The organism is Flintibacter hominis (assembly GCF_014287965.1).
Lineage (GTDB): Bacteria > Bacillota > Clostridia > Oscillospirales > Oscillospiraceae > Lawsonibacter > Lawsonibacter aceti.
The window spans coordinates 36,715-49,125 of record NZ_JACOPO010000003.1 but is presented as its reverse complement, the minus strand read 5'-3'; the positions used below and the strand labels follow the sequence as shown (position 1 = coordinate 49,125).

Genomic DNA, 12,411 nt, shown 5'->3' with positions numbered 1-12,411 from the left:
GCCCCCGATCAACACTTGTGTCGGCGGCAGTACGGGCAGGGGAACACGGTCCGAAAGAAAGCATTTCTTCCCATCAGCAACTTATTTTTTTACTCCTTGGGAACTTTAATAAAGGCCTGACCGGGATCGATCTCCTCGCGGATGACCTTGATGATCTCGGGAGAGGGGCCCTCAAAGAGCTGGGCGCGGGACACATCCACCTCGAAGCCGGTGTTCTCCTGAACCATCTCAGGGGAGGAGAAGGGATAGTAGTAGGCCAGGTACATCCGCTTGGTCTCCTCATCGAACTTCATAATGCCCAGGTCGGTGACCACCATCTGGGGGCCGCGGTTGCCAGGCAGGCCGGCGCGCTCGCGGCCGCCGGGGCCATCCATCCAGCCGCAGGAGGTAATGTAGTCGATCTTCTCCATAAAGCGGCGCTTCTGGTGCTGCATCATGATGATGGTGTTGCAGTAGGTGGCGATGCCGTTGGCGCCGCCGGAGCCGGTAAACCGGGTCTGGGGCTTGATGTAGTCACCCTTGCCGTAGATACAGGTGGAGTTCACATTGCCATAGGGGTCGATCTGGGCGCCGCCGATAAAGGCGATGAGCCGGTCCTCGTCGTGGAGCCACTCGTTGGCCTCAAACCCGATGAAGCGCACGTTGGGCCACTGGACAGCGCAGTGAGCCATAAAGCGGTTGTCACCCACAGAGCGGGGGACCTCCACAGGGGAACAGTCCATCAGCCCGCTCTCCACGATGGGGTGGCAGGAGGGGCATACCACCCGCTTGGCAAGGGAGGCGCCGATCAGTGGAAGACCGGTGCCCACAATGACGATCTGGTTCTCTTTGATGTTCTTGGCGATGGCGTAAGCCTGCATCTCCTGCTTGGTATACTTGGTATAATCAGCCATGTCTATGTACCTCCCTGTTCTTAGTGTCTGGTGGAGTAGCCCAGATGGGGCTCGTTCTTCAACCGCATCAAACGGGAACCGCCCACCTTATCCAGCAACTCATCGTGGTCCTTGACGGAGTAAACCCACTTGTCTACATAGTCCTTAAAGGTCTCAGGGATGGCGATGCCGGCGGCGGCATCGTCAGCGGCCTTCTTGGCCTTGGCGGCAGCCTCGGCCAGCTTCTCATCCTCAGGCTTGGCGGCGGCGGCCTTCTCAGCCTTGGCGGCGGCCTTGGCCAGTTGGACCTTGGCGTCCTCGGCATCCTGGTACTTAGATGCCTTGTCATACTCCTTCAAAGCATGGGAGTCGTTGTCATAGTAGTTATAGCACTGAGAGGGCCAGGCTCCATAAGGGGCGTGGACTACGGCGGAGACACATTCACCGAAGATACGGGTCAGAGTGGGGTCGCGGCGGATATACTCGTCGCTGACCAGCTCCTCACAGGTGACAATGACCTTGCGGGCAGCCACGGCGATATCCACATCGTGGAACTCGTCGCCCTCGACGATACAGGTGCCGTCGGGGCTGGCCTTCTGCACGTGGATGATGGCGGTGTCCAGCTTGGGCACAGGGACGGCCACCACCTTCTCGCCAGGCTTGAAGGGATTTTCGATCTCGACGCACTTCAGGTCGTCTACCTTGTCCATGGTCTTGCGCTGCTCCTCGCTGATGCCCCAGTATTTCATCAGGCCGGAGCCCTGCATCAGACGGACAGGCAGGAAGGGCAGGCCCAGGGAGGCGGCGTGGAGCTGGAGCATCAGGACGTCCTGGGAATAGTCCTCATAGGTCAGTTCGCCCTTCTCGATGGCAGCACGGAAACGACGGGAGACATTGGTATAGCCGGAGTTGGCGGTGTAGCAGTTGATGTACGCTTTGACGCGGCCCTCGCCAATCATCATATCCCAATCACCGCCGGCGGGGCCGGCCCAGACAGTAAAGTCCTTCTGACCCTGGCGCAGGATCTCACTCACAGCGGCATAGGGCTTGCGGTTGGTGGTGAAGCCGCCGAAGCAGATACAATCTCCGTTCTCGACGAATTTCGCCACGGCGTCATGCAAGGAATACACTTTGTTCATGGTAAAACCCCCATTACAAAAGATTTTTTCATTCGCTTCTTTTTCTCAAATTTTCAAGGTACTGATATGCGCTCTATATCGGCTATTATTTTAACACAACTGACACAAGAGGTCTATCTTTAATTTATCAAAAAGTTTGCATATCTTCGCCTGCTGTGCTATAATGCTCCTGGCCCTCTCCCCCACGCCGGCCGGGGGGCCTTCCAGGGGCGCTTTGCCCTGAGAAATGAGCCATACAAACGGAGGTTTGCCGTATGACCAATGTGGAGTTTCATCTGCAGCTCAACCACAACGACACCTGGAACATGAGCCGGCTCCATTTTCATGACCACTTCGAACTCCTCCTCCCTCTGACCAGCCCCGGCAACATCTTTGTCAACGACCAGGTGTACCCCCTTCGCCGGGGCACCCTGTACCTCATTGGGGAGAACACCCTCCACCGGACCATGGCCACCGGGGCGCACGCCAGGTATGTCCTCCACATCAGCCGTAAATCCCTGATGCAACTGTCCACCGTTCAAACCGATTTCACCCAGCTCACCCACGACTCCTTCCGCCGGGCTAACCTGAACGGTATGCAGATGACCGAGATCATCGAGCTGTTCCAGGCCCTGGAGCGCAATAAAAACGACGGTTCCTTCGGCAGCGACATCCATCAAATGGTGGCCCTGCTCAATCTGCTGATTCGGGTAGCTCCTACCTTGAATGCCGCCACTGCCGGAGAGGCCATCCACAACAAGGACTTCCTCCGGGTGGCCCCCATTCTAGATTATATCCGGGACAACCTGTCCGAGCCCCTGTCCCTGGATCAGATCGCCAGCCAGTTTTTCATCAGCAAACACTATCTATGCCGCGTCTTCAAGGCGGCCACTGGCTTCTCCGTAATGGAATATATCATCTACAGCCGGGTACTGCGGGCCCGCCAGCTTCTCCAGGAGGGCACCAGCGTCCAGCAGGCCGGGGAGTTGTCCGGCTTCTCAGACAACTCTCATTTCATCCGCACCTTTGGCCATCTCACCGGGGTCACGCCCGGCCGGTATGCCAAGGAGTATCAGAGCAGCGATCAGATCCTGCTCCGTGAAAATCTGAAGCATAGATAGGGACAGGCCCCTTTTTTTCCCGATTTTCCCAGATGAGGCCCCCACTACGGGTCAACATCTGCAAATCAGCTTCTTCTCTTCCTTTTGTCTATTTTGACCGGATATACCAAAGGGCGCTGTGTGCCGCGGCACACAGCGCCCTTTCTTTTTCAATCCCTTGGCCTTCGATAGAACTTCCCGTGGACCCGCTCAGTCCGGATGACATTGACAAAGGCTTTGGGGTCGGCCTGACGTACCTTACGGACCAGGCCCTTGCTTTCTCCCACGCTGACCACCGTATAGATCATGACGCAGGGCTCCCCATTGTACAGGCCAACCCCCTCGATCAAAGTAGCGGTATGGTGGGTATCCTGTATCTGGGCACACACGCCCCCCACCGTTTCCCGTCCCGTGACGATAAACAGGGTGGCCCGGCCGCTGTCCGGGTCCAGCAGACGGATGGTCTGAGTGCTGGTAAACTGGAAAATGATGGAATACAGGGCCCGCTCCCATCCGAAAAGCAGTCCGGCCACCGTCAGCATCACCGCATTGCCCGCCAGAATATAGTTCCAGGCATCGATATTCTTCCGTTCGGACAGGGCGATAGCAATAAAATCAGTACCTCCGCTGGTGGCTCTGGCCCGCAGGCAGAGGCTGACCGCGAAACCGGTGATCAAGCCGCCGAACACACAGATCAGCAGCAGGTCCTCTGTAATGGGGATGGTAGGCACCAGGTCAGTGAAAATGCTGACCAGGACAATACACTGACAGGAATAGAGGGTAAACTTCTTTCCCACAAACCTGAAGCTAATAGCGGCGGGCACCGCATTGAGCAGCAGATATACTGGCGAGAAGGGGATGTCTACTCCCCAAAACTCCCAAGCCGCGCGCTGGGTCAGACGGGCAAGCCCCGTAAAGCCGCCGGGAAACAGGTCGCCGGCCTGGACAAAGCTTTTCATATTGACGGCGATGATAAGCGACGCCAGCGTCACCAGGACCAGGCGGAACAGGATATCTCTGACAGGGGACCGCACCGCTTTTTCCGACATAGCCGCTTCCTCCATATTACTGGTCTATTTCACATCGGCCAATACGTCCAGGTTCTTCATAAAGTATTCCACGCCGGAATAGATGGTAGCCAGCACGATGACAGCCACACAGATATTGTTGACCCAGGGGGCGATGGGCAACAGCATCAGCACGATGCACACCATAGTGGAGGCGGTCTTTACCTTGCCGGACCAGCCGGCGGCGATGACTCTGCCTTTGTCAGCGGCCACCATACGCAGGCCAGACACCCCGAATTCCCGGATGATGACCACCAGCAGCGCCCAGCCGGGCATCTGGCCAATCTCTACAAACCAGAGCATGGCGGCGGTGACCAGACATTTGTCCGCCAGAGGGTCCATAAACTTTCCAAAGTCAGTGGTCTGGTTATAGTGGCGAGCGATATAGCCGTCCAGGGTATCGGTGAGGCTGGCAATCACAAAAATGGCCAAGGCCCAATAGTTCGCCCCAGGCACATCCAGATAGAGGACCAGCAGGAACAGCGGGATCATAACGACCCGCAGCAAAGTCAGCTTGTTGGCGGTATTCATCTTATCGTTTCTCCTCTTTTTCCGGAACATACTCTATCAATGTCCTCGAATTGGTCATCCAGGTAAGCGCAGAGGTATTCAATGACGCGGGATTCCACATAGACCTTTTTCCGTGTGTATAGTCTCCAGATCAGACACCTCAGCCGCTTTATCCTTTCTAATGACATATTTTTTCAGGCCCTTTTGTTTCAAGAGCTGGAACAGCTTATTATCGAGCAAGGACACCCAGATCACATATATGTTATCATAGCACATTATCAGCACTGGACAAAGCTGGATTCAACATAAAATCTCACTTTGATTCTGCGTCAGCCAAAATCACGCTTCATCCAGCGCCGCGTTTGTATCAGTCCTCAATTTCGCCGGTCAAATCTCCATCAGACACGCCGGTGATACGCACCTTGACAAATTCCCCCGCGGGCACCAGCCCGGCGGCGGTAAAATACACATGGCCGTCGATATCCACCGAGTCGGCATAGGTGCGCCCGACGTAACAGCCGTCCTGACTGTCAAAGCCCTCGCACAGCACTTCCATCACTGTTCCCAGGCGTTCTTCGTTGTACGAGTCCATGATCCGGGACTGGAGGTCCACCACCAGCTCTACCCGGCGGGCGGCTACCTCTCCATCCACCTGGTCCTCCATGGCGGCGGCCAGAGTGCCTTCCTCGGGGGAGAACTGAAACACACCGGCCCGCTGGATCTTTTCCTCCCGCAGGAAAGCACACAGCTCCTCGAACTCCTCCTCCCCCTCTCCAGGCAGGCCGCAGATCAGGGAAGTACGGATGACCACGTCCGGCATCGCCGCCCGCAGCTTGGCGAAGAGGGCCCGTATCTCCGCCTTGGTGTTTCGGCGGCGCATGGCCTTCAAAATGTTGTCGTTGCAGTGCTGGATGGGGATGTCCAGATAGTGGAGTATCTTGGGTTCAGAGGCAATGACCTGGATAAGCTCGTCGGTGACGGCCTCAGGATAGAGGTAGTGGAGTCGGATCCAGTGGAAGTCCAGCCGGCACAGCTCCTTCAACAGCTGGGCCAAAGTGGCTTTCTCCTCCAGGTCCAGGCCATACCGGGTAATGTCCTGGGCAATGACGATGAGCTCCTTCACCCCGGAGGCGGCTAGCTTTTTGGCCTCAGCCACCAACGACGCTACGGTACGGCTGCGATAGCGACCACGGAGTTTCGGGATGATACAGAAGGCACAGCCATTGCTGCACCCCTCGGCGATCTTTAGATAGGCGGTGTAGGGGGGCGTGGTGACAATGCGCTCGCCGTCCTCATAAGTGCGGTGGATGTTGCCGAAGTGCTCCGCCTTCTCCCCCTCCATCAGTTCCTCTACGGCGGCCACCACGTCGCTGTAGCTGCCGGTGCCCAGCATCCCATCCACTTCGGGCAGCTCGGCACGGATATCGTCGGGGTACCGCTGACTCAGACAGCCCGCCACTAACAGCTTCTTCAGCTTACCCTGGTCCTTCAGTTGAGCCAGCTCCAGGATGTTGTCAATGGCCTCGCTCTTGGCAGACTCGATGAAGCCGCAGGTATTGAGGACGGCCACATCGGCCCCCTCTGGATCGCCGGTGACGATGTGGCCCGCCTGGCGGCACAGGGCCATCATCTGCTCGGTATTCACCAGATTCTTGGCGCAGCCCAGAGACACAAACGCTACTTTATAAGTCATAGGATCGCTCCGTTTATCATTTATTTCCCCCGCCAGGCAGGGTCATCTGTAATTCCCAGAAGATAATCTGTGGAGACATGAAAATAGCAGGAAAGAGCAACCAATTTATCAATGGTCGTTCCCCGCGCTCCGCTCTCTATCGTACTAATCGCTTTGTGTGAGAGCCCAATCGCTTCTCCCAGTTCCTTTTGATTCAGGCCCGCCCGTTTTCTCAATGCAAGCAAACGGCTGCCGAACACATTTGAATTTGTCATAAATGCTCCTTGACATTTACCTTTTAGTAGACTTTAATCTACTAAAAGGTAAGAAAGGGTGTTTTATTTATGTACGATTATATCTCCGCGCTCTGCCTGGGCGAAAGCCTGCGGGATCCCCCGGTCAACCCCCTTGAGAACATACCGTCCAGCCTGAAGAAGCAGTTGGAGGGCATCGCTCCGGCTATGGGCGAGCAGTTCAACCAAGAGTTCCTGCGGCAGCTTCGGCTGGTCCTCACCCGCACGGAGCTCAAGAGCTACCGGGACGGCTTTCAGACCGGGGCCCAGCTGATGCTCTCCATGCTGGAGGACTGCTGCAGCTAGTCCAGCTCCACCTCCGCCCCGCAGCGCCCCAGGGCCTCGTTGATCTCGCTCCAGTGGTAGCCCCGGCGGGCCAGGGCGTCAGACAGCTTCTTCAGCTCCTGACGGTCAGGCGTCCTGCCCCCCAGCTTTTTGGTCAGGAAGGCGTCGATGGCCGTGGAGGAGTCCTGCGCCTGGTCGAGGGCATCCTCCCACAGCTCCCTTGGGACGCCCCGGCAATACAGCTCGTCCCGCAGCTTCCGCTCCCCGTATCCCTTAGCGGAGTAGTAGCGGACTACTTGGGCAGCGTAAGCCGCGTCGTCCAGGTAGCCCAGCTCCGCCATACGTTCACAGATGGCGGCGGCCTCCTCCTGGGTGGCCTCCCACTGGGACAGCTTTCGCTCCAGTTCCTTTCGGGACTGGGGCTTTCTTGCCAGCAGGGACAGTGCCTTCTCCTTCAGGCCGCTCCGGTGGAGAGAGGCCATCAGTCCCTCGGCCTCCTCCTCGGTCAGCTCCTTCCCGGCGCAGAGGGCAAAATCAATGATTTCGTTCTCCCCCAGACGCAGGATGGAGCCGTCCTCCAGCACAGCCAGCCACCGGCCCTGGACCCGCTTGGAGGGCTTCAACTCCTGGATGACCACTTAGTCCTCTCCATCCTCGAAATCGTCCGCAGCCACATCCACCGCCCGCCCGGCGGCCCTGGCGGCAATCTGGGCCTGCTTGCTCATCAGCTTGAAGGCGTTGGCCCGTACCTGGGCCTCAATGTCCTCGGCCAGCTCCGGGTGGTCCTGGAGATACTGTTTCACCGCGTCCCGGCCTTGCCCCAGGCGCAGCTCACCCATGGCAAACCAGGAGCCGGACTTCTGGACGATATCCAGCTTGACCGCCAGGTCCACCAGCTCGCCCCACTTGGAGATGCCCTCGCCGTAGAGGATGTCAAACTCCGCCTCCCGGAAGGGAGGCGCGACTTTATTCTTCACGATCTTGGCTCTGGTGCGGTTGCCGATGATCTCAGAACCGTTCTTCAGAGCCTCCACCCGCCGCACGTCGATACGCACTGAGGAGTAGAATTTCAGCGCCCGACCGCCGGTAGTCACTTCGGGATTGCCGTACATGACCCCCACCTTTTCTCGGAGCTGATTGATAAAAATAACGATACAGTTGGTTTTGGAAATGGAGCCGGCCAGCTTGCGCAGGGCCTGGCTCATCAGTCGGGCCAGTAAGCCCACATGGCTGTCCCCCATGTCCCCCTCGATCTCCGCCCGGGGCGTCAGAGCGGCCACGGAGTCCACCACCACCACGTCGATGGCTCCGGAGCGGACCAGAGCCTCGCAAATCTCCAATCCCTGCTCGCCGGTGTCCGGCTGGGAGATGAGCATGGAGTCGATGTCCACCCCCAAGGCCCTGGCATAGCCGGGATCCAAGGCGTGCTCCGCGTCGATAAAGGCCACCTCTCCCCCCCGTTTCTGAGCCTCGGCCACAATGTGGAGGGCCAGGGTGGTCTTACCGGAGGACTCCGGCCCGTAGATCTCGATGATGCGGCCCTTTGGAACGCCGCCAATGCCTAGGGCGATATCCAGGGACAGGGAGCCAGTAGGGATGGAGTCCACCACCACATCGGCATTCTCTCCCAGGCGCATGATAGAGCCCTTGCCATAAGCCCGCTCGATCTGGGCCATAGCGGTCTCCAGTGCCTTTTTCTTGTCAGACGCGGGAGTTGCCGACTCCACCACGGGTTTTTTTGCAGCCATGTACATCTTTCCTTTCTCGCCGGCGGCTCTCAGCCGCCGGCCTCTGTCTGTCCCATATATTACCCTTTTATCTATCCGATAAACGGTACTTTTTGTGGGGGGCGGCCCCCTGTTCTACCTCAGCTGTTGATGGTCCCCTCCACCACCCGCCAGATCCCCTGGGTATCGGCTGTGGTCTTAATGTCCTCAAAGCCGTTTCGGGCCAGGATCTCCTCCACCTCGGGCGCCTGGCCGATCCCCACCTCGAAGAGCAGGGTGCCTCCCAACCGGAGGGCGGATTTCCATTTGGCGGAAATGAAGCGGTAAAAGTCTAGCCCGTCTTCGCCGCCGTCCAGAGCCATATGGGGCTCGTAGTCCCGGACAGAGTGTTCCAGACCCAGAATGTCCGCGGTAGGTATGTAGGGGGGGTTACAGACGATGGCGTCAAAATCCCAGAGTGCGGAGCTGGGCGGCTCCATCGCGTTGACGGATAAGCAGGTGACTCTGGAGTTCAGGTCGTTGCGGCGGACATTCTGCTTACACAGCCGCAGGGCTCCCTCGGACAGCTCCGCCAGCACCACCCGGCAGTTGGGCGCATTGGCGGCCACCGCCAGCCCCACACAGCCGCTCCCGGCGCATAGGTCCAGCACTCTGGCCCCCTCGCCGGCCTCCCGTGCCTTCAAAATCCCCCGCTCGGCCAGCACCTCGGTGTCCATCCGGGGGATAAGGACATCCTGGGAGATATTGAGCGGCAGGCCATAGAACTCCCACTCGCCGATGATATAGGCCACCGGCTCCCCAGCCAGACGGCGCTGGACCAGCTCCTCTACCCGGCGCTCCAGCTCGGCGGACACATAGAGGGACATATCTCGGTACAGCTGCTCACGGCTCTTGTCCGAGGCGTAGCACAGGATTTCTCTGGCCTCCAGCTGGGCCCCCTCCACTCCGGCCTTTTTCAGCCGGGCCCTAGTATCCAGAAACAGATTGTTATAGGTGGTGGCCATACTATCACCTTCCCCGTTTATTTGTATACGGACATAGGCGCACAGGGCTCCCGTTAACAGCCGGAGACGGCCTATCAAAACCGAGCCCGCTTTCCTTTGGCGCTACCAGGCGTCCTCCCCCTGCTTCTCCGGCAGGACCAGCTCCAGGGCCCGGATGCCCACCTCGATCATGGAGTCATCCGGCTCGAAGGTAGTGAAGTTCTGAAGCCACAGGCCGGGGGCGGTAAGGAGCTTGGTCACAGGTCCGTCATGGCGGCCTGCCCAACGATTAAACTCATAGCTGATGCCCACGATAAGGGGCAGCATGGCCAGGTGGGCAAGAAAGCGTAAAATGGCATTCTCCACCGGCCAGATGGCAAAAACTACTGTGGACACTAAAATGGAGACCGCGATGACCATAAACAGGAAGCTGGTACCGCAGCGCGGGTGGTGCCGCGGCTGTTTTCTCACGTTCTCCACCGTAAGGGGCAGCCCAGCCTCATAGCAGAAGATAGTCTTGTGCTCCGCCCCGTGGTAGGAGAATACCCGTTTCATCTCCTTCATCCGGGAGCACAGGGCCAGATAGCCCACAAAAATTACGATCTTCAACAGACTCTCCGCCACGTTCCGAACCAGCATAGACGGGGTAAAAAACCGGACCGCTGTGCCCAGCAGGGTGGGCAGCAGAAAAAACAGGGCAATGGACATCCCGATGCCCAAAATCACGGCCAAGGTAGTGAAGAACGCGGTGGCCTTCTCGCTGCCCAGCCTGTTGTTGAGCCAATTTTCAAATCTGGAGGGCTCTTCTTCCTCCCCGTCCTCAGGGTAGAAATCCGCCGAAAACATCAGGGCGGTCACTCCGTTGTACATGGAGTCGCAGAAGGTGACCACGCCGCGGATCAGGGGCAGCCCCAGGATGGGATATCGGTCCCGGATCAGCTTAATATCTTTCTCCTGTATCTCCAGCTCTCCGTCCGGCCGGCGGACCACCACAGACTGCTTTTTGGGGCCCCGCATCATGATGCCCTCAATCAGAGCCTGTCCACCGCACATGGTCTTAAAACCCTTTTGGCAAGCCCCTTGTCTTTCTTGTTCTGTCTGAATCGACATTTGATTCTCCTTATGTTGGCACTGATAGAATAGGTATATCCAACTATGTCCGGGGAGCTCCCGGCAGTTTCGCCCCCTGTTCTCCAGAGGTCTCACCGTCCCATTCTGAATATTCTCCCCGATATTGTACCAGAGTTGAACGAAAATAGCAAGGTAAAATAGAACTTATGTTCTCATTTGTCCAATGGGAGCCGGATGACCACCAGGCACCCTCCCCCTTCGGCATTTCCAATGAACAGCTGTCCCTCATGCCGAACCACAATCTCCTCACACACCGCCAGACCGATACCGGAACCCCGTGCTTTAGAGCTGCCTTTATAGAATTTATTTTTAATAAATGGCAACTCTCCCTCCGGGATACCGGGTCCATAGTCCCGGATGCGGATGACGGCTTCCTCCCCCTCCCGGGCGATAGACACATCAATGCGCTTTCCAGAACCTCCATGCTTGGCGGCGTTGTCCAGCAGATTACAGAACACTTGCCGCAGCCGGTGGGGGTCCCCGGAGATCGGCAGCATTTCCTCCGGGCAGTCTGTGTACTCCAGTGCGATCCCCTCTCTACGGAAGAACTCGGTATAGGTATACACCGCGTCCTCCAGCTCTGCCTTCAGATTCAGGGGCTCCACCGACAGGGTAAAGCGGCCGTCAGAAATACGGGAGAACTCCAGCAGCTCCTCCACCATATTGGTCAGCCGCCTGGCTTCGGACAGGATGATCTCCATTCCTTTCTTCATATCCTCCGGGTCCCGCAGCTCGCCGCTCTGCATGGTTTCAGCCCAGCCGGTGATGGCGGTCAGGGGGGTACGCAGCTCATGGGACACCGAGGAGATGAACTCACTCTGGGTCTTTTCCGACTGGCGTATCTTCAGGGACATATCGTTGATGGTGTCGGTCAGCTCCCCGATCTCGTCGTCAAATTTCTTCTCGATCTGGACTCCATAGCTTCCGTCCGCAATGAGTCTGGCCGTTTCCGTGATGCTGGCCAGAGGCTCCACAATGGAGCGCACAAAATAGAGGTTGGAGAAATAGACCATGGCAAAAATGGCCAGAGCGACCACCGTGATGAGGGACACTGTCAGGATGAACTGGCGGTCGATACCTGACATGGAGGTGACATAGCGGATCAGCCCCTCGGTATGGCCCTGATAGACCACTGGGCTGCAGGCGGCAGCGATGCGCTCCCCCGTACTCGGGTCCCGCCCAATCCACGGGGTCGTCTCCTGATCCTCCAGCGCCCCCTGGATATCCGGCGTATCCGGCGTAGTTCCGGCCGCCAAGTCATTTCCTGAATAAAGAACGGCCCCCGTCTCGTCCAGGAACTGGAGCTCCAGCAGCCCCTTTTCCTCGTATTCGCTGACTGTGCGCTGGGCCACGGTACTATACTCACTGCTGGTATAGTTGCGGAAGCTGTACGCCGTGGAACTGGCCCGGCTCATCAGATCGTCGGTAGTGCCTGTATAATAGTAACTCCGCAGGCTGGCAATGAAGGTGCCCAGGGCCAGAGCTAAAATCAACAGCACTACGCCGACGCTGTTCAGCAGCCAGCGCCGACGAATGCCTCTTATCTTACCCTTATCGTGAAGTTCCATCTTTTTTGCCACTGGAGCACCTCCTTTCCCGTTTTCTGTCCCCTTATGGAGCGGTGGCAACAGTTCTTTTTCAGCATCAGCTTCC

The 12,411-nt window shown here is 57.8% G+C and carries 13 protein-coding genes; 2 read left to right on the top strand and 11 right to left on the bottom strand.

The window, feature by feature from the left end; genetic code table 11:
• Nucleotides 1-89: 89 nt before the first annotated feature.
• The gene (gene gctB, locus H8S11_RS05425) at nt 90-893 is read right to left on the bottom strand and encodes a glutaconate CoA-transferase subunit B (RefSeq protein WP_147571205.1); all 804 of its coding nucleotides are present in this window, start codon (nt 891-893) and stop codon (nt 90-92) included.
• Nucleotides 894-913: 20 nt separating this feature from the next.
• A complete protein-coding gene (locus H8S11_RS05420; protein WP_147571206.1) occupies nt 914-2,011 on the bottom strand; it encodes a CoA transferase subunit A in 1,098 nt (365 codons plus the stop codon).
• Nucleotides 2,012-2,265: 254 nt separating this feature from the next.
• Here H8S11_RS05420 and H8S11_RS05415 point away from each other — a divergent pair, with 254 nt between their 5' ends.
• On the top strand, nt 2,266-3,111 hold the full coding sequence (locus H8S11_RS05415; RefSeq protein ID WP_147571207.1) for an AraC family transcriptional regulator: 846 nt from the start codon (nt 2,266-2,268) through the stop codon (nt 3,109-3,111).
• Nucleotides 3,112-3,260: 149 nt separating this feature from the next.
• Here H8S11_RS05415 and H8S11_RS05410 read toward each other — a convergent pair whose 3' ends face one another.
• The 4 genes from H8S11_RS05410 to H8S11_RS05395 all read right to left on the bottom strand — a co-directional run bounded on the left by H8S11_RS05410 (nt 3,261) and on the right by H8S11_RS05395 (nt 6,614).
• Complete coding sequence (locus tag H8S11_RS05410; protein ID WP_147571208.1) at nt 3,261-4,139, bottom strand: YitT family protein; 879 nt, start codon at nt 4,137-4,139, stop codon at nt 3,261-3,263.
• 24 nt (nt 4,140-4,163) lie between these two features.
• Nucleotides 4,164-4,688, bottom strand: a complete 525-nt coding sequence (gene pgsA / locus H8S11_RS05405; protein WP_147571209.1) for a CDP-diacylglycerol--glycerol-3-phosphate 3-phosphatidyltransferase — start codon at nt 4,686-4,688, stop codon at nt 4,164-4,166.
• Between the two features lie 346 nt (nt 4,689-5,034).
• Nucleotides 5,035-6,360, bottom strand: a complete 1,326-nt coding sequence (gene rimO, locus H8S11_RS05400) for a 30S ribosomal protein S12 methylthiotransferase RimO (protein WP_186852474.1) — start codon at nt 6,358-6,360, stop codon at nt 5,035-5,037.
• A gap of 20 nt (nt 6,361-6,380) precedes the next feature.
• Entirely contained in the window at nt 6,381-6,614 is a 234-nt protein-coding gene (locus H8S11_RS05395; RefSeq protein WP_147571211.1) for a helix-turn-helix domain-containing protein, read from the bottom strand.
• A gap of 69 nt (nt 6,615-6,683) precedes the next feature.
• Between H8S11_RS05395 and H8S11_RS05390 the strand changes: the two genes are divergently transcribed.
• Nucleotides 6,684-6,938: a hypothetical protein gene (locus H8S11_RS05390; RefSeq protein ID WP_186852473.1), complete on the top strand. Its 255-nt coding sequence runs from the start codon at nt 6,684-6,686 to the stop codon at nt 6,936-6,938.
• Here H8S11_RS05390 and H8S11_RS05385 read toward each other — a convergent pair.
• The 5 genes from H8S11_RS05385 to H8S11_RS05365 all read right to left on the bottom strand — a co-directional run bounded on the left by H8S11_RS05385 (nt 6,935) and on the right by H8S11_RS05365 (nt 12,338).
• On the bottom strand, nt 6,935-7,555 hold the full coding sequence (locus tag H8S11_RS05385) for a regulatory protein RecX (RefSeq protein WP_147571212.1): 621 nt from the start codon (nt 7,553-7,555) through the stop codon (nt 6,935-6,937). The genes H8S11_RS05390 and H8S11_RS05385 overlap by 4 nt on opposite strands.
• A complete protein-coding gene (recA, locus tag H8S11_RS05380; RefSeq protein ID WP_186852472.1) occupies nt 7,556-8,665 on the bottom strand; it encodes a recombinase RecA in 1,110 nt (369 codons plus the stop codon). It abuts the gene before it with no gap.
• Nucleotides 8,666-8,784: 119 nt separating this feature from the next.
• Entirely contained in the window at nt 8,785-9,648 is an 864-nt protein-coding gene (gene prmC, locus H8S11_RS05375) for a peptide chain release factor N(5)-glutamine methyltransferase (protein WP_147571214.1), read from the bottom strand.
• A gap of 102 nt (nt 9,649-9,750) precedes the next feature.
• On the bottom strand, nt 9,751-10,737 hold the full coding sequence (locus H8S11_RS05370) for a DUF1385 domain-containing protein (protein WP_243200949.1): 987 nt from the start codon (nt 10,735-10,737) through the stop codon (nt 9,751-9,753).
• A gap of 173 nt (nt 10,738-10,910) precedes the next feature.
• Nucleotides 10,911-12,338 carry a sensor histidine kinase gene (locus H8S11_RS05365; protein WP_366460762.1) on the bottom strand — a complete coding sequence of 476 codons (1,428 nt, stop codon included), beginning with the start codon at nt 12,336-12,338 and terminating at the stop codon, nt 10,911-10,913.
• Between the last annotated feature and the right edge of the window lie 73 nt (nt 12,339-12,411).